This is a genomic window from Ruegeria sp. SATB027 (assembly GCF_059613825.1).
This window is the reverse complement of sequence record NZ_JBXWTH010000042.1, coordinates 54,206-72,222: the sequence shown is the minus strand read 5'-3', so window position 1 is coordinate 72,222 and position 18,017 is coordinate 54,206. Positions and strand designations below refer to the sequence as shown.

At 59.1% G+C, this 18,017-nt stretch carries 20 protein-coding genes; 7 read left to right on the top strand and 13 right to left on the bottom strand.

All coding sequences use genetic code 11. The features are described from left to right. Nucleotides 1–8: 8 nt before the first annotated feature. On the bottom strand, nucleotides 9–962 hold the full coding sequence (locus AC2FPW_RS12415; RefSeq protein ID WP_480484587.1) for an AraC family transcriptional regulator: 954 nt from the start codon (nucleotides 960–962) through the stop codon (nucleotides 9–11). A gap of 136 nt (nucleotides 963–1,098) precedes the next feature. Here AC2FPW_RS12415 and AC2FPW_RS12410 point away from each other — a divergent pair, with 136 nt between their 5' ends. Both AC2FPW_RS12410 and AC2FPW_RS12405 read left to right on the top strand, forming a co-directional pair. Beyond that, complete coding sequence (locus AC2FPW_RS12410) at nucleotides 1,099–1,620, top strand: DUF4142 domain-containing protein (protein WP_480556396.1); 522 nt, start codon at nucleotides 1,099–1,101, stop codon at nucleotides 1,618–1,620. Then, nucleotides 1,620–1,967, top strand: coding sequence for a cupredoxin domain-containing protein (locus AC2FPW_RS12405; RefSeq protein ID WP_496813952.1), 348 nt, complete (start codon nucleotides 1,620–1,622; stop codon nucleotides 1,965–1,967). The genes AC2FPW_RS12410 and AC2FPW_RS12405 overlap by 1 nt, the downstream gene beginning before the upstream one ends. 988 nt (nucleotides 1,968–2,955) lie before the next feature. Here AC2FPW_RS12405 and AC2FPW_RS12400 read toward each other — a convergent pair. Then, entirely contained in the window at nucleotides 2,956–3,441 is a 486-nt protein-coding gene (locus tag AC2FPW_RS12400) for an RNA pyrophosphohydrolase (RefSeq protein WP_496813950.1), read from the bottom strand. Nucleotides 3,442–3,578: 137 nt separating this feature from the next. On the opposite strand from AC2FPW_RS12400, the gene AC2FPW_RS12395 reads away from it, so the two are divergent. Continuing rightward, complete coding sequence (locus AC2FPW_RS12395; RefSeq protein ID WP_496813949.1) at nucleotides 3,579–5,606, top strand: FAD-dependent oxidoreductase; 2,028 nt, start codon at nucleotides 3,579–3,581, stop codon at nucleotides 5,604–5,606. A gap of 19 nt (nucleotides 5,607–5,625) precedes the next feature. Here the strand turns inward: AC2FPW_RS12395 and AC2FPW_RS12390 are convergent, their stop codons facing one another. Continuing rightward, nucleotides 5,626–6,234, bottom strand: a complete 609-nt coding sequence (locus tag AC2FPW_RS12390; protein ID WP_496813948.1) for a LysE family translocator — start codon at nucleotides 6,232–6,234, stop codon at nucleotides 5,626–5,628. 423 nt (nucleotides 6,235–6,657) lie between these two features. Here AC2FPW_RS12390 and AC2FPW_RS12385 point away from each other — a divergent pair, with 423 nt between their 5' ends. Continuing rightward, nucleotides 6,658–7,563 (top strand): LysR family transcriptional regulator, encoded by a 906-nt coding sequence (locus AC2FPW_RS12385; RefSeq protein ID WP_209505110.1) that lies wholly within the window; start codon nucleotides 6,658–6,660, stop codon nucleotides 7,561–7,563. Between the two features lie 51 nt (nucleotides 7,564–7,614). Here the strand turns inward: AC2FPW_RS12385 and AC2FPW_RS12380 are convergent, their stop codons facing one another. Next, nucleotides 7,615–8,532: a hydrogen peroxide-inducible genes activator gene (locus AC2FPW_RS12380; RefSeq protein WP_496813947.1), complete on the bottom strand. Its 918-nt coding sequence runs from the start codon at nucleotides 8,530–8,532 to the stop codon at nucleotides 7,615–7,617. Between the two features lie 98 nt (nucleotides 8,533–8,630). Between AC2FPW_RS12380 and AC2FPW_RS12375 the strand changes: the two genes are divergently transcribed. Then, a complete protein-coding gene (locus tag AC2FPW_RS12375; RefSeq protein WP_496813946.1) occupies nucleotides 8,631–9,593 on the top strand; it encodes a sodium-dependent bicarbonate transport family permease in 963 nt (320 codons plus the stop codon). Here the strand turns inward: AC2FPW_RS12375 and AC2FPW_RS12370 are convergent. Genes AC2FPW_RS12370 through AC2FPW_RS12355 form a run of 4 tightly spaced genes read right to left on the bottom strand, consistent with a single transcriptional unit; the run spans nucleotide 9,586 to nucleotide 12,502 of the window. Further along, nucleotides 9,586–10,488, bottom strand: a complete 903-nt coding sequence (locus tag AC2FPW_RS12370; protein WP_496813944.1) for an OmpA family protein — start codon at nucleotides 10,486–10,488, stop codon at nucleotides 9,586–9,588. The two genes, AC2FPW_RS12375 and AC2FPW_RS12370, sit on opposite strands and share 8 nt — an antisense overlap. Then, entirely contained in the window at nucleotides 10,485–11,057 is a 573-nt protein-coding gene (locus tag AC2FPW_RS12365) for a peroxidase-related enzyme (protein ID WP_267365930.1), read from the bottom strand. Before AC2FPW_RS12365 ends, AC2FPW_RS12370 begins: the two co-directional genes overlap by 4 nt. A 15-nt stretch (nucleotides 11,058–11,072) precedes the next feature. Next, complete coding sequence (locus AC2FPW_RS12360; protein ID WP_480484573.1) at nucleotides 11,073–11,783, bottom strand: GNAT family N-acetyltransferase; 711 nt, start codon at nucleotides 11,781–11,783, stop codon at nucleotides 11,073–11,075. Further along, nucleotides 11,780–12,502: a competence/damage-inducible protein A gene (locus tag AC2FPW_RS12355; RefSeq protein WP_496813942.1), complete on the bottom strand. Its 723-nt coding sequence runs from the start codon at nucleotides 12,500–12,502 to the stop codon at nucleotides 11,780–11,782. Before AC2FPW_RS12355 ends, AC2FPW_RS12360 begins: the two co-directional genes overlap by 4 nt. A 50-nt stretch (nucleotides 12,503–12,552) precedes the next feature. On the opposite strand from AC2FPW_RS12355, the gene sfsA reads away from it, so the two are divergent. Next, a complete protein-coding gene (gene sfsA / locus AC2FPW_RS12350) occupies nucleotides 12,553–13,284 on the top strand; it encodes a DNA/RNA nuclease SfsA (RefSeq protein WP_496813940.1) in 732 nt (243 codons plus the stop codon). A 73-nt stretch (nucleotides 13,285–13,357) separates the two neighbouring features. Here sfsA and AC2FPW_RS12345 read toward each other — a convergent pair whose 3' ends face one another. After that, nucleotides 13,358–14,275, bottom strand: a complete 918-nt coding sequence (locus AC2FPW_RS12345) for a homocysteine S-methyltransferase family protein (protein ID WP_480547220.1) — start codon at nucleotides 14,273–14,275, stop codon at nucleotides 13,358–13,360. 274 nt (nucleotides 14,276–14,549) lie between these two features. Here AC2FPW_RS12345 and map point away from each other — a divergent pair, with 274 nt between their 5' ends. Continuing rightward, nucleotides 14,550–15,362 carry a type I methionyl aminopeptidase gene (gene map, locus AC2FPW_RS12340; protein ID WP_209598440.1) on the top strand — a complete coding sequence of 271 codons (813 nt, stop codon included), beginning with the start codon at nucleotides 14,550–14,552 and terminating at the stop codon, nucleotides 15,360–15,362. On the opposite strand, the gene AC2FPW_RS12335 is transcribed toward map, so the two are convergent. From AC2FPW_RS12335 to AC2FPW_RS12320, 4 genes are read right to left on the bottom strand one after another with little or no spacing between them, the layout of a single operon-like run. Further along, on the bottom strand, nucleotides 15,350–15,529 hold the full coding sequence (locus tag AC2FPW_RS12335) for a hypothetical protein (RefSeq protein ID WP_209505120.1): 180 nt from the start codon (nucleotides 15,527–15,529) through the stop codon (nucleotides 15,350–15,352). The two genes, map and AC2FPW_RS12335, sit on opposite strands and share 13 nt — an antisense overlap. Nucleotides 15,530–15,554: 25 nt before the next feature. Next, complete coding sequence (locus AC2FPW_RS12330; protein ID WP_496813938.1) at nucleotides 15,555–16,190, bottom strand: HAD family hydrolase; 636 nt, start codon at nucleotides 16,188–16,190, stop codon at nucleotides 15,555–15,557. After that, nucleotides 16,183–16,743, bottom strand: coding sequence for a 16S rRNA (guanine(966)-N(2))-methyltransferase RsmD (gene rsmD / locus AC2FPW_RS12325; RefSeq protein WP_496813937.1), 561 nt, complete (start codon nucleotides 16,741–16,743; stop codon nucleotides 16,183–16,185). The genes AC2FPW_RS12330 and rsmD overlap by 8 nt, the downstream gene beginning before the upstream one ends. Next, nucleotides 16,740–17,951, bottom strand: a complete 1,212-nt coding sequence (locus AC2FPW_RS12320) for an NAD(P)/FAD-dependent oxidoreductase (RefSeq protein ID WP_496813936.1) — start codon at nucleotides 17,949–17,951, stop codon at nucleotides 16,740–16,742. The genes rsmD and AC2FPW_RS12320 overlap by 4 nt, the downstream gene beginning before the upstream one ends. Nucleotides 17,952–18,017: the final 66 nt, after the last annotated feature.

The following is an 18,017-nucleotide window of genomic DNA, read 5'->3' as shown; positions in this document are numbered from 1 at the left end:
CAGATCGTTCAGACCTGAGTGGGTAACGCAGAGGTTCGAAATCTGGCAGGCGGTTGCCCGATCTCTTTCTTGAATGCGCGACTGAACGCTGCTTCTGAGGAATACCCACTCAGATCCGCGGCTTCGGCAACACTGACACCTTTCTCTACCAACGCGCTGCGGGCAATCTGCATACGCCATGCAGTCACATATTGCATCGGTGTGATCCCAAGCTTCTCGGAAAACCGCATTGCGAAACTTGTCCGAGACAATGCCGCCCTGTTGGCCAAAGAATCGACACTCCACTGCGCTGTCGGGTCATTGTGGAACGCCGTCAATGCGCGGGTAAGATGAACATCGGCGAAACCTGCGAGTTTTCCCCCTGTTCTGGCGGTATCTTCGATATGGCACCGGATAGCCTGTGCAAAAATCGCCTCTGACATCTTCAGCGCTATCAAATCACCTCCAAAACGGCCGAACCCTGCCTCGGACCCTATCACGCGCAACGTCGCTTCCAGCCAATCGCTGGCCTCGGCGCCATAATCCCGGATGACAATGCTTGGCGGCAATCGGTCAAGCAACAGATGCCTTGATCCTTCGGCTAGTGAAAAATGACCACAAATCAGCTGGTTCTCCATGTTGGGGTCGTTGCCGCCATACACCAGAACACCCTTACCATCATAGCCGGACCTTTCCAGCACGTCATCCAGCGGCAAGGCGTCTTCCGGGCCCGAAACACGACAATTCAACGTATGCGCCGCCCCGTGTGGAACCAGGATAAGATCGCCTTTGGTAAGGCGTAGCGCCCGATCTTCTCCTGCGACGCGCACTACGCACTCACCGCGATGTACATAGTGGAACCGGGCCACGTTCTGAAACGCCGGCACCTGGATCCCCCAGGGCTGTTCGCTAAGGCTGGTGCGGAAATACAGTGTCCCCTTGAGCGACAGGCGGGTCAGAATATCACTTAGCAGATCAAGCATGGTTGCTGATATTACCAAGAGTTCGATATCTGTCTACATGTTCGAACGATAGGGCATGTCTTCTGGACGGCAGGTAATTCAAAGACAAGGCAAACTGTACGCATATCAGGGCTTCAATCAACTTTGGAGATTCCAGATGAAAACCGCTTTCCTTTCTGCTGCTCTTGTCGTCGTCGGCTATGCTGCTGTTGCAGATGAGAACAAGATGAACGATCTTGAAATCGCGCATACAGCGTATACTGCCGGTGAAATTGACATCCGCTATGCGCATCTTGCTCTTGCTGTGTCCGACAATAACGACGTTCGGGATTTTGCGAACACAATGATCCGTGATCATGCGGCCGTGAACCAAGCTGCAGGGGCGTTGATCCAACAACTGAATGTAACGCCTCAGGACAACGCCCTCAGCCAGGCCCTGGTTAAAGGTTCGGTCGAGAAACGCGATGAGCTGAGCGGGCTGCGCGGCAAAGCCTTTGATTGCGCCTACGCTCAGAATGAGCTCGCCTATCATCAGATCGTGAACAAAACGGTTGAGGACGAGTTCATCCCCAACACCACCGTTGAGCCGCTCACCAACCTGCTGCAGGATGCTCTTGCCACATTCAAACAGCATGAAGGCCACGCCGAACAGATGGTGTCTGGGCTGGATTGCGGCTGATGGCTGTACTGTCACGCAGAAAGTTTGGTGCCGTATTGGGTGCGGCACCGCTTACTCTCCTGGCTGGCGCATTGGGTGCGTCCACCGGGGCAACCAGCCATCAGGTTTCCATTCGCAAATTCAAGTTCGCGCCTGAGGAACTCGAAGTTTCGGTCGGTGATGAGGTGATCTGGACAAATCTGGACATCGCGCCTCACACCGCAACGGAACAAAAGATACAAGACTGGGACACCGGACCGCTAGAGCGGAACGAAAAGGCAGCCGTGGTATTCGACAAACCCGGGGTTTATGCCTATTTCTGCGTGTTTCACCCGCATATGAAGGGGGCTATCGTTGTGAAAGATTAATCAGCGGCTACACGCGGGAAACTGAGCGTCGCCGTGTTTTGAATTCTTCATCAGAGTCACCTCATTCACCCGTAAAAAACCTACGTCCAAACGCCCCAATTATTCGGTGAGATTTCCACCCGGCGCGTTTGGTAATACGATTACAGCAACATCAGACCACACTCATCACTCAGCAATCAGACACCCGCAGACGCGTGCCAGGCAAATGAGTATTCCAATGGCTTTACACCCGGCGTGCCTGTTCAACCCGCGGCCGAAGAATACGAAAAGCACACCTGCAAGAACGAGGGAGTGTCAGAGGCAGAGTATACGCGCGAAGTTGTCGTGATATTCGGTGGCGGACCAATTCCATTCCTATGATCCTGCTGTTTTGTCACGTTTTCCTTTTGGATTGAAATAACGCGTCGCACCCGAAGAAATCGCACGCCATTATGCGCGGCGCCTTCAGATGCACTGGTTGGTCACCGCAGGGTTATTGTGTTGAATTCGGGCCTTCAGGATGTTTTCTGCTTTGGCCTTCTTAAGAGGATTACGGGTCTATTTCCCCACGATCAGCTGGTGGGTGCGGTCTCTGAAATCACAGATTTGAATCGATGTTTCTGGATGCGATTTTGCGAAAAACGACCAAAAGTTCACGGTTGTTTACTCCAACAGCTTGGAACGCGTTGCCGACTTTGGCCCCAAGATTGTGGCCGGAATTGGAGTAAATTTGGTTTATATCTGCGTTTATGCCTCAATTTTGGCGACGGAGAGCGGCCGCTATTCAACTTATTGTTATATTGAAGAAAAATGTCGATCACAAAGGCGTTATTTTTCCGATTTCTGTGGCGGCACCCTTGGTACCTTGCGCCCTGTTCAGTGATGTGAATTGTGGCGCGGCTTTGAAACCCAAACCGTCTATGGCATTTGCCAAGCGAATCCCTACGCCGCCCGCATTCCGAGGCGTGATGGTGTTCGCAAAAGGGCCATTACGGTTCAGTCGCCGCTGTTACGACAGATGGGCCATGAATGCCTCGACCACACGCTCATACACATCGCGCTTGAAGGGCACGATTTCCGCGATCAGCTGGTCGGGCTCTTGCCATTTCCAGCGGGTAAATTCCGGGTGATCAGTTTCAATGTTGATCTGATCGTCGGCGCCGGTGAAGCGCAGCAGGAACCATTTCTGTTCCTGCCCGCGATAGCGGCCTTTCCAGATGTGGGGCACGATGTCATAGGGCAGGTCATAGGGCAGCCAGCCCTCGGTTTCGGCGATGATTTCGACCAGATCAGCCGTGACCCCGGTTTCCTCCCACAGCTCTCGCAGGGCTGCGTCGCGGGGATCTTCGCCCTTGTCCACACCGCCCTGCGGCATTTGCCAGGCGTCTTGTGGGCCGTCGTTTCGCATACCCACAAAAACCCTCCCCTCGGCATTCATCAGCATCAGCCCGACGCAGGGGCGATAGGGCAGTTTGGCGATTTCTTCGGGGGTCATGCGCGGCCTCATCGGGTTGTTCCGCCCACCTCTAGCAATCACCGGCGCCACAGCAAAGAGGGTGACGTGGGGTTTCGCGTGACAAAGTTGACGCGAACGTCAATCTAGCAGGCAAATTCAGGAGGGAGAGTTCCGCCATGACTGCGTACCCGAATATGCTGGCCCCGCTGGATCTGGGCTTTACCACGTTGAAAAACCGCGTGCTGATGGGCTCGATGCATACGGGGCTTGAGGAAACCGGCGACTGGAACCGGGTGGCCGAGTTCTATGCCGACCGGGCGCGGGGCGGCGTGGCGCTGATGGTGACGGGTGGGATAGGTCCGAACCTTGAAGGCTCGGTCCTGCCGGGGGCCTCGATGATGGTGAGTGAAAAGGACGTGGCGCACCATTCCATCGTGACGCAGCGCGTACATGAAGCGGGCGGCAAGATCGCAATGCAGATCCTGCATGCGGGGCGCTATGCCTATGGGCCGAAATGCGTGGCCCCCAGCCCGGTGAAATCGCCGATCTCTCCGTTCCCGCCCACTGAGCTGGATGAAGAGGGCATCGAGAAGCAGATCAGCGATATCGTCAACGCCGCCGTACTGGCGCAAAAGGCGGGTTATGACGGGGTCGAGATTATGGGGTCGGAGGGGTACTTCCTGAACCAGTTCCTTGTGACCCATACCAACAAGCGCACCGACCGCTGGGGCGGATCTTATGAAAACCGGATGCGTCTGCCGATCGAAGTTGTGCGCCGCACGCGCGAGGCGGTGGGCACCGATTTCATCATCATCTACCGGCTGTCGATGATCGATCTGGTACCCGACGGATCGACCCATGACGAGGTGGTGCAACTGGCGCAGGAGATCGAAAAGGCCGGGGCCACGATCATCAACACCGGCATTGGCTGGCACGAGGCGCGAATCCCGACCATTGCCACCAGCGTGCCGCGCGCGGCCTTTGCCTGGGTGACCAAGAAGCTGATGGGCAAGGTGGGGATACCGGTGATCACATCGAACCGGATCAACACCCCTGAGGTGGCCGAAGAGGTTCTGTCGACCGGTTGCGCCGACATGGTCTCGCTGGCCCGCCCGATGCTGGCGGATGCGGATTTCGTGGCCAAGGCGATTGCGGGTGAGGCCGCGAAGATCGCTCCCTGCATTGCCTGCAATCAGGCCTGTCTGGATCACACGTTCAGCGGCAAGCTGACCTCGTGCCTCGTGAACCCGCGCGCCTGTCATGAGACCGAACTGGTGATTGAACCGGCCAAAACGCGCAAATCCATTGCCATTGTGGGCGCAGGTCCTGCCGGACTGTCGACCGCAATGATTGCGGCCCAGCGCGGCCACAATGTTACCCTGTTCGACCGCGCTGATGAGGTCGGCGGGCAGCTGAACATGGCCAAGCAGGTGCCGGGGAAAGAAGAATTCTGGGGCCTTGTCGACTGGTACCGTACCATGATGGATGATCTGGGTGTGTCTGTCGAACTGAACCGCGAGGTAGGCGCAGATGACCTGACCGGCTTTGACGAGGTGGTCATCGCCACCGGTGTCAGCCCGCGTGATCCGCAGATACCGGGGCAGGATCGGGACAACGTCCTGAGTTACATCGACGTGCTGCGTGGCAAGGCCGAGGTTGGCAAGTCTGCCGCCGTGATCGGGGCCGGTGGCATCGGCTTTGATGTGTCCGAGTTCCTGCTGGAAGAGGGTCACAGCGCCACGACCGACCTGCCGCTATGGATGAAGGAATGGGGCGTGACGGACCCGGCTGAACACCGCGCAGGGTTAGCGCCCGAAGGTCCGCAACCCAGCGCACCCGCGCGGCAGGTCACCCTGTTGCAGCGCAAGAAGCAGGCACATGGCAAGGGTTTGGGCAAAACCACCGGCTGGATTCACCGGGCAACACTGAAGATGAAGAACGTCAATTTCGTGGGCGGCGTGAATTATGAGCGCATCGACGATGACGGTCTGCATGTCAGCTTTGGCGAAGAGCGCGCAGACCCGACGGTGATCGCGGCCGATACCATCGTGTTGTGTGCCGGTCAGGTGTCCGAACGGTCACTGGCGGACGCGCTGATCGAGCGGGGCATCACCCCCCATGTGATCGGGGGTGCGGATGTCGCCGCCGAGCTGGACGCCAAGCGCGCGATCAATCAGGGCACGCGGCTGGCGGCGGAATTCTGATCGCCAAGTTTGGCGTTTCCTAATCGGCCAGCGCGAGTTTTGCACCCAGTGCGCCAAAGGCCGTTGCAAAACTCCGCCTGATCCACTTCATCACCGTTGGACGGCTGATCACATAGTCGCGGGCCAGCGCTGCGCAGGCCCCGTATCCGACGAAGACAACAAAGGTCATGGCCATAAAGGCCAGGGCCAGCTGGATCAGCGCACCCCCTGCGTTCGCCGTGTCGGCTGGCAGGAACTGCGGCAGAAACGCCAGAAAGAACAGCGACAGCTTGGGGTTCAGCACGTTGATGAGCGTTCCGGTGACGGCAATCTTGAAACTGCTTTTCGCGGTCTTGTCGGCGGTGACATCCAAGGCGCCGCCACTCCTGAGGATGCCCCACGCCATGTAGAAAAGGTAAATGACACCTAGGTATTTCACGAGCTGAAACGCCACGGCACTGGTGTGCAGCAATGCGGCAAGCCCGACGATACTGGCCACGGCAGCGGGAACGATTCCCACTGTGCATCCGACCGCGGCGGCAACGCTGGCCCGGAAACCGCGGCCCAGGCCAACGGCCAGTGTGTAGATGACACCGGTGCCCGGCAGCAGCACGACGATCATGGAAGTGATGAAGAATTCCAGTGACATTCAAACCCCCTGCAAATGCGCGCAGGGTCGCGAACATCCGCAAAGATGTAAATACCGATCGGTCAGGGAACAGGGGTTACGGCCCGGTGTTGCCGTCGGACGAGGTGGTGAAACATGGCGTTGCAAAGGGTTTTCGGGGTTCCGCGCCCCCGGCCAAAAGACCAACAAGGACGGAGACGGAGAAAACGGATTTCCTGACCCCTTCTGTGGTCACAAAAATGCCATTCTAAGATGAACAGAAACGAAGGATTGCGCGGAAAATGCAATATCGCAGGGTTCGGGGCCGGTTTGGAAACCACTGTTTCTGCGTTTCTGATACGCAAACGATCCGATTCAAATCCCTGATATTATCCCATGTATGCCCCGATTCCGCCCAGATTCAGAGCGATAGTCGGGTTGGAAATCAAGATCTGGGGAACGAGAATGGACCGACTGACCGAAATGGAAGCCTTCGCCAATGTGGTGGACCAGGGTGGCTTCACCGATGCGGCCAAGAAGATGGGCATCTCCAAATCGGCCGTGTCCAAACACGTCTCGAGCCTCGAAGCGCGTCTGGGAGCCCGGCTGCTGAACCGCACCACGCGCCGGGTGTCGCCGACAGAAATCGGCCTGGCCTATTATGACCGCGCGCGTCGCGTTCTGAATGATGCGGGTGAAGCGGATTCGCTGGTCACATCGATGCAATCGGCTCCGTCCGGTCTGCTGCGCATCAGCGTTGCCACGGATTTCGGCGTCAATCACCTGTCGCCGGTCCTGTCCGATTTCCTGGCCGTCTACCCCGACATCACCGTGAACATGGTTCTGAACAACCGCTATGTCGAACTGATTTCCGAAGGATTTGACGTGGCCGTGCGCATCGGAGAGCTGGAAGACAGCACGTTGCGCGCCCGCAAGCTGACCGAAACGGTCAAACGCATGGTCGCCGCGCCCAGCTATATCGAACGGTTCGGGCGCCCGCAGAAGATCGACGATCTGAACGAACACAAGTTGCTGCACTATTCCAGCCAGTCGTCAGGCAATGTCTGGAAGCTGACCGCACCGTCCGGTGAAAAGCGTCAGGTGCGCACCGCGGGCTGGCTAAGCGTGAATGACGGCCAGTCGCTGCTGAACGCAGCCATCTCGGGGCTGGGGATCGCATATCTGCCCAGCTATCTTTATGCCGAAGCGTTGAAATCGGGGCGGGTTGTCGATGCCATGCCGTCCCTGCCGGACGAGGTACAGGGCATTTACGCAGTTTATCCGCCCGGCCGCTTCACACAACCCAAAGTACGGGCCTTCATCGATTTTCTGGTCGATGCATTCGAAGACAAAAGCCCGATGGATTGGTAGTTTCTCCCTGAAGACCAACCTTAGGCCCGCATGTTATAGTGCGGGCCTTTTTTATGAACCGATCACCGTCAGGCCGATGGATCGCGCGGAAGAGCGCAGGCTTTCCATCAACACGTTCTGACCCGGCGGAGGCGTTTCGGCATTGCGCGCCAGCAATGCGATATCGCGATTGGCATTGGGAATGGACAGCGGGCGCAGCCGCACTTCGTCGCGGTAAATGCCCTGTCTGCGGGCAAACAGATCCGGCAGAACCGCAACCCCGACCCCCGAGGCCGCCATCAGGACAATGGAATCAAGCGTTGTGCCTTCATATTCATCCGAAACCACACCGCCGCATTCCGCTGCCAGCGCATAGACGATGCGCGACAGGCGGTGACTTTGGTCAAGGGTCAGGAACAGCCGGTTCTGCAAGTCGGCGGCACTGACGCCTTGTGGGTCCTGCGCCAGAACGTCGTCAACGGCCACCGCGACCCAGAGGGGTTCGTTGAACAAGCGTTGCTGCACGGTATTGGGGTGATCCTCGGGCGTTGACAGGATCAGATCAAACCGACCGGATTTCAGGCCCTGTTCCAGATCGCGGGTGTTTTCCTCGCGCACGACAATGCGTAATCCGGGGCGCAGGCGGTGCACCTCTTTGATGGCTTGCGGCAACAGGTACGGCCCGATCGAAGGCAAAACACCCAGTCGCAACCTTCCTCCGACAGGCATATCGTTGGTCATGGCGTGGCGCAGGTCCTTGACCTCGGCAAGGATCTTTTGCGCGCGCGAGATGAACTCTTCCCCCTTTGTCGTCACCTGAATTCCACCGCGGTTACGGTCAAAGATCCGAATGCCTAGCTCTTGTTCTACGGTCGCGATTTGCGCTGACAGGCTGGGTTGGCTGACATTCAGCACTTCGGCGGCCAAACTGAACCGCCCGAGGCGGCTGACCGTGACGATGTATTCCAATTGGCGCAGGGTTGGACGCATTTCATAGCCTGAAACTATATTAAACTTATAAAGATAGTATTTGGCCAAATCAATTTTGCAAGGCACCTAGCCCGGAAACGAGGGATCAGGAGTCAAGTATGCCCGGAGTGATCGAGACGCTGTCCAGCAACCTGCTGGTGCCCACCATTTTGTTTTTTGCCTTGGGGCTTCTGGCCGCTTTTGTGCGCAGTGATTTGTCTATCCCAGCCGGCGCGGCCAAGTTCATGTCGCTCTACCTGCTGCTAGCCATCGGGTTCAAAGGCGGTGCCAGTCTGGCCGCGCATGGCATCCACCTGCAATTGTTCCTGACACTGCTGGGCGGCGTGGCCCTGTCCTTTACAATCCCCTTCGTGGCCTTTGCCCTGCTGAGGATGATGACACGGTTGGATGCGTTGAACGCTGCGGCGGTCGCGGGGCATTACGGCTCGATTTCGATTGTCACCTTTGTCACCGCCACTAGCCTGCTGGATCTGGTAGGTCTTGCCCATGACGGGTTCATGGTGGCGGTTGCGGCAGCGATGGAGGTGCCGGCCATTCTGTCGGCGCTATGGCTGGCGCACAAGACCGGCGGCAATGGCGTCAAGGATGACAAGCTGTGGCGTGATCTGCTGGCCAATGGATCGATTGTGCTGCTGACCGGAGCGTTCCTGATCGGGGCCATAACCGGGGGTGAAGGCATGCAGATGATCGCGCCTTTCATCGTCACGCCTTTCACCGGCATCCTGTGTCTGTTTCTGCTGGATATGGGGCTTTCGGCGGGGCGCAGCCTGATCAGCAATCGCGACAAATTGTCGGTTGGCCTGTTTGCCTTTGGCGTATTTATGCCCCTGATCGGCGCGCTGATGGCATGGGCCGTCGGTGCGGTGATCGGATTGCCGCAAGGCAGCCTGTTCCTGTTCATGGTGCTGTCAGCCTCGGCGTCTTATATCGCGGTTCCGGCCGCCATGAAAATTGCACTGCCGAAGGCCGAGGCCGGGATTTATCTGACCCTGTCGCTGGGTGTGTCGTTTCCGTTCAACATCACGGTCGGACTGCCGCTCTACCTGTGGTGGGTCAGTTGACGAGCAAGACCGCCTCGACCCGGCGGTTCAGCTCGCGCCCTTCGGGGGTTGCGTTCGAGGTAAGCGGGGACAGATAGCCGACGCCCTGCGCCTCGATCCGGTCGGCGGCCACGCCATGCGCATCAATCAGACGGGTGCGGACCGACTCGGCCCGACCTTTGCTGACCGCGATATTGGCCTGCAACGCGCCGGTGTCATCGGTATGCCCCACCAGCGCCAGTCGCATCTTGGGGTTTTCGGCCAGATACCCGGCCAGCAGGGTCAGAGAGGCATATGTCCCCTCGTCCAACGCAACCTCACCGGTTGGAAAATGCAGATCGTCCAGTATCACGTGACCCGATGTCGCCAGTGCCTCAAGCAGTCCGCCCGACCCCTCGACAGCCTGTTCGATCACGACCGGAACAGGGTCCGGTGCATTCTGGGGTGTGACGCGGATCATCTGAACATACCCGTCCGGGGGGTTGCGGCTGACCAGCAGGCTGAGGGCAACAGGCCCCTTGGTGGCCGACAGGAAACGGTAATCCTGAATGGCGACATACATGTCCGGGGTCGGAACGACCTCGGTGCCAAAGCGGAAATCGAAGCCGCCACAGGCGCGGGCATCACATTCGAACAGAATCTTGTAGCCCTGCGACTCGATCTGGTCGCGCAGCGGCGTCAGAAGCTGAAGGGTTGTGCTTGAGCCCGCCTGAAGCCGCCACGTGTAGCGTTCAACCCGGCCTTCGAGGGTGTCAGCAGGCACCGCGCCATTCGCATAAGGCCCCGTTGGCAGGTCATAGCTGTCCAGCGGCGAGGTACGGTCGCTGATCTGGCGGGCGCTGGCTGGCAGGGTCAGGTCCTGCGCCAGAACCGGCCCCGCCAGCAGCGTGGCAATGAGGGCGGCTGATCGGATCATCGAAACTGCGCGTGATACTCGGGGTTGGGTACCATTGCCGTGGCACTGGCCACCCGGTTGGACATGTTGAAGAACCCGGCAACATTGGCGATGTCCCAGATGTCGCGGTCGGAAAAGCCTGCGTCGCGCAGGTTCTGGCGGTCGGGCTCTTCGATCTCGGCGCTGGCGGTTGTCATTTTGGCGGCAAAGTCCAGCATTGCGCGCTGCCGGGGCTCGATCGGGGCAACACGGTAATTCATCACCAGCATCTCGCCCAGTTGCGGGTTGCCCGAAAGCTGCCGGACCGCCGCGCCGTGTGCGACCAGACAGTAGAAGCACTTGTTGATCGACGATACGACCACGGCAATCATCTCGCGCTCCAGCTTGGACAGGCCGCTGTTGGCCAGCATCAGATCATTATACATCGCCGTGAACGTGTTCAGCTTGTCGATATCGAAGGCGTTTGCCTTTAGCACATTCGGCACCATGCCCAGCTTTTCGACACAGATATCGAAATATTTCTGCGTTTCCGGCGGCAGTGGATCGACCATGGGCAGGTTCAGCGCGGTGGGCATGTCTTTCTGTGTCATGGCGACCTCTTTTGTTCAGACAAGGTGACGGTAATGGTATTCACTGGCGATCTCCATCCCGAGGGCGCAATAGAGACCGTTGGCACCTTCATTGGCCTTGGTGCAGATCACACTGAAGGTTTGAGCACCGTTGTCACCTGCCCAAATCGCCGCGGCGCGCATGGTCCACTGACCCAGCCCCTGACGGCGGTGCGCGGGCAGGATTTCAAGCGCATGTAGCATCGCGACATCGCCATGCATCGCCACGAAGGCTGCGCCGCTGGGTTGGTCGTTGTGGCGCAGCAGCAGACCGGTTTTGGGACCCTTCGCGCGCTCCATCACCGCCAGACGTTCGGGCCCGATCCCACCAGCTGCCCAGATTTCGCGCATGATTTCAAGCGGCTCCCAGACCGAAAACACCATGACCGGAGGGATCGGCTGATCGGTGAGGTGAGAGACGGGGCACGTATAGATGTTGACCGGATCAAGGATGTCATATCCCCGTTGCGCCAGCTTTGCATCCAGCGCCTCATCCCCCGGACGCAGGCAAAATATGGATTTCTGCCCCATGGCCTGCATCGCGGCCTCGGCCGCGTCGATATCGGCATCGCTGGCCGGGGCCAGTGCATTGGCCGCAGAAACACGCGAGCCACCTCCCTGCCCTTCGCGCAGTTGAAACGGCCCCAGCCTGCGATACCGCGCGGCAGGCCATGTGCCGTCGACGATGTCCGCCCAATCGCCGCTCAAAGCGCAAGCTCTTTCGCCAGACGGGTCATGGCCGCGTCAATCCGGCTGCCATCGGTGCCGCGCACCACCACGTTGGCCCCAAAGGCCCCATTGATCTGAAACGGATAGCAGCCGATGGACAGATCGCTGAAATCCTCGGCCAGCGCAGACAGGTTGGCGGCGATATCGCCTTCGCCCCGGTCCACGCGCAGGGTTTGCGACAGCAGGGGGCTGCCACCGGTCAGTGTGGGCAGGACGCTGGCGACCATGGCCTGAAACACCAGCGGCACCCCGGCCATCACATGCACGTTCTTCAGGGTGAAACCCGGCGCGGTCGAGACCGGATTGTCGATCAATGTCGCGCCATCCGGGATACGCGCCATGCGCAGGCGGGCGGCGTTCAGTTCCAGCCCGGATTTGTCGTAATGCGCTTGCAACAGCGCGCGCGCGTCGTCGCGAATGTCAATCGGGGTATCAAAGGCGCGCGCAATGCAATCGGCGGTGATATCGTCATGGGTCGGGCCGATGCCGCCGCTGGTAAAGACCGTGTCGTGGGTGTCAGACAGCGCTTTGACTGCCGCTTCGATGGCGGGGGCGTCATCGCTGACGATGCGGACCTCTTTGAGATCGATGCCGTGTTTTGCCAGTTCCTGCGCCAGAAAATGCATGTTTGCATCGCGGGTGCGGCCCGACAGGATTTCATCCCCGATCACCAGCATTGCTGCGGTTGGATTGGCCATGGCGCGGACTCCTCTTGATCGTCTTCAGGGGCAGGTATAGGCCGTGAGACATGCGTTTTGAAACCCCTCTTGTCCCCGCCCGCCTGATCCGTCGCTACAAACGCTTTCTGGCCGATTGCAGGCTGGATGACGGGCGCGAAGTGACGGCCCATTGCGCCAATCCGGGATCCATGATGGGGCTGGCCGAACCGGGCCAGATGATCTGGCTGGAGCCCAATGACGACCCGAAGAAAAAGCTGAAATTCGGCTGGCGGCTGGTGGATCACGAAAACGGGCATTTCACCGGAGTTGATACATCCGTCCCGAACCGGGCTTTGCGGGCGGCGCTTGCGGCGCGCGAGATCCCCGAGCTGGCCGCTTATGACACTGTCCGGCCCGAGGTGAAATACGGGCAAAACAGCCGTATCGATTTCCTGCTGAGCGGCCCCGGCCTGCCAGATGCCTATATCGAGGTCAAAAGCGTGACGCTGTCCCGCCAGCCCGGTCTGGCCGAGTTCCCCGACAGCGTCACCGCCCGCGGCACCAAACATCTGGGCGAGCTGGCACAGATGGCAGCGCAGGGGCACCGGGCGATCATGCTGTACCTGGTGCAACGCACCGATTGCGACCGGTTCGCGCTGGCCGCGGATATCGATCCGGCCTATGCGGCGGCGTTTGAGGTCGCGCGGGCGCAAGGGGTAGAGCGGATGATTTGCGGGACGCGGATTTCGCCGGATGGGGTTTGGGTTGACGTCAGTACCTTTCCAGTAATCAACCAGCATGACCCTGGCCTGCTGACCTAGCCCAAAAATGCGCGCGATTGACTAATGCGCGCGATTGTCTAAGGAGCACTGATTGAGACTGATTGGTGCGCGTCTAAGACGCAGCAACCGCTTGTGCCATGAGTTTCAAATGCCTCATATCTGTACCGCAGCACCCTCCTATCACTGAAATTGACGGGTTGTTATGCACGACGTCCGCAATCTCTTGCCCAAGCACATGGGGGTCACCTTCGTCTAATTCCTCGGCCTCATCCAGTTCCGCATGAGAGCAACTTGATGCGTTTGCGACAACGCCTCTTAGTCTTGGATGGCGATTTAGCGCATCGGAAAAGTGGGTCGGATGGGCACAATTGACCATGAAGAACTGCGCAGCCGCATCCGTGGCGACATCGATTTGATCCAGCGCGTCTACAAGCTTTGTTCCATCAGCCAGACACCCGTCGGTTTCAACAACCAATGACATCACTATCGGTAGTCCAAAATCCTGCGCAGCCAGAATGCAGCCCGCTGCTTCGCTAGGTCTGTTGAACGTATAAGCTGTCACCAAGTCGACACTGGTTTGTTTCAAAACGGCAAGCTGCGCACTGTGATACCGACGGGCATCATCGATCGACATGGCCGGAACGTCCGCATAGGGATCGTGGCGTGGGCCGACGCAAGCGGAAACCAAAACGTCATCTCGACCAGCGCTCTGACGCACGTCTTCCATTAACGCGACAGCATCCCGGTTTATTTCATCCAGTTGTTCAGCGTCGTAACCCAGAGGAGCAGCCCGATCAGCATTGGCCATCCAAGTCGGTGCATCAAGTATGCAACCCACCTCCATCTCGCCCGCCAACTGAACAAGCGCGTGCATCTGACCTGCAAGGACAGAACGGGTTTCTGGGTTCTCTAGCAATGGAAATGAGGCAAATCCCGGCAAATCTATGCCGTGGTTAAAGATCAGATCCGTGCCAGTTCCGGCAAAAACCAAATACTTCTTGTCTGTCTCGTGCGGGAGCTGTCGTGGCACTTCAGTGCGCTCCTTAGTTGTTGGAGTTCATCGCAACAATAACAGGGCAGAGGCTGTCTGTGAAATTTGCTGTGTAAACTGAACAAACACCAAACCGTTATGCGTCAACGCAATGGTCGATGGGTCAAACCGGATTTGAAACCTAACTGCAGTTCAAGTTCTTGAACTCTCGTGGTTCTGCCCCATGTGCCGCCTGATACACTGCGCCCTCTGGTACTTTCTGCACAAGCAGCGTAAAAGAAGTGCCGCGCGTAACATTTGGAGCTTTGCGTCGATGAAAGAGCATCGTGGCCGCCTGACCAAGGACGGTATCCGCATCTATGAACAGGGTGATTTTGCCGGGATGCACGCGGCGGGCGCTCTGGCGGCGCGGATTCTGGATGACATTGCCGCGCATGTCTTTCCCGGTCAGACTACGGGTGCGCTTGACGGGCTGATCACGCAGATGGTCGAGGATGCGGGCGCGACCTCGGCCACGATCGGCTATAAGGGATATGAACACGCCAGCTGCATCAGTGTGAACCATGTGGTCTGCCACGGTATTCCCGGTGACAAGAAGCTGAAGGATGGCGACATCCTGAACATCGATGTGACCGTCATCGTGGATGGCTGGTTCGGTGACACCTCGCGCATGTATGTGGCGGGCAAACTGCCGCGCAAGGCCGAGCGTCTGATCCAGGTAACCCATGACGCGCTGTTCAAGGGCATCGAGATGGTCAAACCGGGCAACACGTTCGGCGATATCGGCCATGCCATTCAGGCCTATGTCGAAGCGCATCGGATGAGTGTTGTTCGCGACTTTTGCGGGCACGGTCTGGGCCGCGTGTTCCACGCGCCGCCGAATGTGCTGCATTATGGCCGCCCCGGCACAGGCGCGGTTCTTGAGGAAGGCATGTTCTTTACCATCGAGCCGATGGTCAATCTGGGCCGCCCCGAAACCAAGACACTGGCCGATGACTGGACCGCCGTGACCCGCGACAAGTCGCTGTCGGCACAGTTCGAGCATTCGGTGGGCGTAACGGCAAATGGGGTCGATATCTTTACCCTGTCGCCAGGCGGCAAGTTTCACCCGACCTATTCGTCCTGATCGGCGGCCTGTTCGCGCAGGAGTTTCAGCAGCATCGTCTCAGCCCCCCAAGGGGTAACCGCATCGTGGATGAACACCGGCGCGCGCAGGGGCTTGGGGTCAGGTTTCGTCGTGACCTCGGCGTCGCGGGAGACTGTCCAGACAAAGGGTGTCAGCGCATGATCCATGGCTGCACCCTAGCACAGTTGGGGGTCAGAGTCCCAACAGCGGGTGCGCCTGTGACATATCCGTGATCACCTCGGCCCCAAGATCGGCCAGCCTGTCACCACCGCCATGCGGCGCGTAGGCCAGACAGCGCATATTGGCCCGGATTGCGGCTGTAACGCCATTGTGGCTGTCTTCGATGACCACCGGGGCCTGTGCGCCAAAATTCTCGGCCGCCAGTTGGAACATCTTTGGATCAGGCTTGCCGGTGCCAAGCACATGGGCCGAGAACATCACATCTTTGAACCGGTCCCAAAGCCCGTTCTGGCCCAGCGTGATCTGCATCTTGTCCGGGCTGCCGTTTGAGGCCACGCAACAGGGGATGCCCCGCTGATCCAGCGCCGCAAGCAGGTCCGCGACACCAGACACCAAAGGCACACCGGCGCGCAGGCGGTCGTAGGTTTCGGCATAGACCTGATCAATCCAGTCTTCGGGCAGATCAGCGCCCATCGCACGCGCCTTGTCGCGCACCCCAACCATGGTTCCGCCCACAAACAGGGACATGCATTCGGGCAAGGACAGGTGCAGGCCATAGCCCGCCAGATTGTCCGCCAGCACCTGGTTCGAGATCACCTCGCTGTCGACCAGAACGCCATCGCAATCGAAAATGACCAGATCATGCACTTTGATCACCGTTCCGCATCAATGAAATATACGTGTCGCCATATTTTCGGCTGTCGTGCAACGTGAACCCGGCCGGAGCCTGCATCCGTGAGTTTTCTTCCCAAACCAGCAGCGCATCATCCGCGATCCAGCCATTGGACAGCGCGGCAATGGCTTTCTGACCCATGGCCTTGCCATAGGGCGGGTCCAGAAAGATCAGATCATAGGGCGCGCCCGGATTTTCGCCCATCCGGGTTGCATCGCGGCGGATCAGGTCTGTGCGCCCGGCACTGCGGGTCAGGTCGATATTCTTGCGGATCAAACCCTGCGCCACGCGCCCGTCATCAACGAAGGTGACATGTGCCGCACCGCGTGACAGTGCTTCGAGCCCGAGCGCCCCGGTGCCAGCAAACAGGTCCAGCACGCGCAGGCCGTCGAAATCGATCTGATGGGCCAGCACGTTGAACAGGCTTTCGCGAACCCGGTCGGTGGTCGGGCGCAGATGTGCGCCCGCATCGCCCTTGCCGATGGGGGTCAGGGCGCGACCGCGGAACTCTCCGGCGATGATCCTCATGCCTTGAGCAACGGCTTAAGGTCTGCATCCGGGTCGGCCACGACGGCCGGGTCGGCCGTTTTTCCCATCTCGATCAGGCGCTTGCCAACCATATAGGCGCGCGGATCGTTCATCGCGTCGACCGCAATCAGCTTGTCACCGTTGTAATACCAGAAGGATACGGTCTGCCCTTCGCCCTGCCGCGTCACCACGCGGTCATACCCGGTGTTCAGGCCCGCGATCTGAAGCTTGACGTCGTACTGATCCGACCAGAACCACGGGGTTGCCACATAGTCCTTGGCCGCGCCCAACATGTTCTGAGCCACGATCTCGGCCTGATCAATGGCGTTGGGGACGCTTTCCAGACGGATGCGGCCTTCGCCATGGGGAAAGGAGGCGCAATCGCCAGCCGCCCAGATCGACGGGTCGGACGTGCGGCCATGGGCGTCGGTCCTAATGCCGTTGTCCAGGTCCAGTCCCGCCATCTCGGCCAGTTGGGTTGCGGGTGCAATGCCGACGCCAACCACAACAAAATCAACGTCCAGCTTTGTGCCGTCGGTCAGAACCGCGCCGGTGACCTTGCCGTTTTCGCCGATCAGACGATCCAGCCCGACGCCTTCGCGGATGTCAGCGCCGTATGCACTGTGCAACGCGCGGAAATAATCGCTGGTCTCGGGCGCTGCGACCCGTTGCAGGATACGGTCGGCCATCTCGACCAGAGTGACCTTGACGCCGCGCTTGGCGCAGACAGCGGCAGCTTCGAGACCGATATACCCGCCGCCCACGATCAGCGCGCGGGCGCCTTCGGTCACTTTGGGCTCCATCTCGTCGATATGGGCCAGATCGCGCACCACATGCACACCGTCCAGATCGCCACCAATCGCGGCAGGCAGGCGGCGCGGGTCCGATCCGGTGGTCAGCGCCAGTTCGTCGTAAGAGATAACCTCATCCCCCAGCATGACCGTTTTGGCCTTGGGGTCGATACCGGTGACGCGCTGACCCAGACGCAGGGTGATGTTGTTTTCCGTATAAAAACTTTCAGGCCGCAGGAACAGACGCTCAAGCTCCATCTCGCCCAGCAGATAGGCTTTGGACAGGGGCGGGCGCTGATAAGGCAGATGCGGCTCGGCCCCGATCAGAGTGATCTCACCCGCAAACCCGTCCTTGCGCAGACGGGCCACCAAAGACGCGCCTGCCTGTCCCGCGCCGATCACGACAATATGGCTCATGCTTTGCCTACCCCGCAGTTTTCAAGTGGTCACCGTGTTCAGACCACCTATATTGCGGCTAAGCCC

Excerpts from the sequence above, each read along its gene's own strand:
- AC2FPW_RS12415 (WP_480484587.1), bottom strand. The coding sequence starts at position 962 with ATGCTTGATCTGCTAAGTGATATTCTGACCCGCCTGTCGCTCAAGGGG.
- AC2FPW_RS12410 (WP_480556396.1), top strand. The coding sequence starts at position 1,099 with ATGAAAACCGCTTTCCTTTCTGCTGCTCTTGTCGTCGTCGGCTATGCT.
- AC2FPW_RS12405 (WP_496813952.1), top strand. The coding sequence starts at position 1,620 with ATGGCTGTACTGTCACGCAGAAAGTTTGGTGCCGTATTGGGTGCGGCA.
- AC2FPW_RS12400 (WP_496813950.1), bottom strand. The coding sequence starts at position 3,441 with ATGACCCCCGAAGAAATCGCCAAACTGCCCTATCGCCCCTGCGTCGGG.
- AC2FPW_RS12395 (WP_496813949.1), top strand. The coding sequence starts at position 3,579 with ATGACTGCGTACCCGAATATGCTGGCCCCGCTGGATCTGGGCTTTACC.
- AC2FPW_RS12390 (WP_496813948.1), bottom strand. The coding sequence starts at position 6,234 with ATGTCACTGGAATTCTTCATCACTTCCATGATCGTCGTGCTGCTGCCG.
- AC2FPW_RS12385 (WP_209505110.1), top strand. The coding sequence starts at position 6,658 with ATGGACCGACTGACCGAAATGGAAGCCTTCGCCAATGTGGTGGACCAG.
- AC2FPW_RS12380 (WP_496813947.1), bottom strand. The coding sequence starts at position 8,532 with ATGCGTCCAACCCTGCGCCAATTGGAATACATCGTCACGGTCAGCCGC.
- AC2FPW_RS12375 (WP_496813946.1), top strand. The coding sequence starts at position 8,631 with ATGCCCGGAGTGATCGAGACGCTGTCCAGCAACCTGCTGGTGCCCACC.
- AC2FPW_RS12370 (WP_496813944.1), bottom strand. The coding sequence starts at position 10,488 with ATGATCCGATCAGCCGCCCTCATTGCCACGCTGCTGGCGGGGCCGGTT.
- AC2FPW_RS12365 (WP_267365930.1), bottom strand. The coding sequence starts at position 11,057 with ATGACACAGAAAGACATGCCCACCGCGCTGAACCTGCCCATGGTCGAT.
- AC2FPW_RS12355 (WP_496813942.1), bottom strand. The coding sequence starts at position 12,502 with ATGGCCAATCCAACCGCAGCAATGCTGGTGATCGGGGATGAAATCCTG.
- sfsA (WP_496813940.1), top strand. The coding sequence starts at position 12,553 with ATGCGTTTTGAAACCCCTCTTGTCCCCGCCCGCCTGATCCGTCGCTAC.
- map (WP_209598440.1), top strand. The coding sequence starts at position 14,550 with ATGAAAGAGCATCGTGGCCGCCTGACCAAGGACGGTATCCGCATCTAT.
- AC2FPW_RS12335 (WP_209505120.1), bottom strand. The coding sequence starts at position 15,529 with ATGGATCATGCGCTGACACCCTTTGTCTGGACAGTCTCCCGCGACGCC.
- rsmD (WP_496813937.1), bottom strand. The coding sequence starts at position 16,743 with ATGAGGATCATCGCCGGAGAGTTCCGCGGTCGCGCCCTGACCCCCATC.
- AC2FPW_RS12320 (WP_496813936.1), bottom strand. The coding sequence starts at position 17,951 with ATGAGCCATATTGTCGTGATCGGCGCGGGACAGGCAGGCGCGTCTTTG.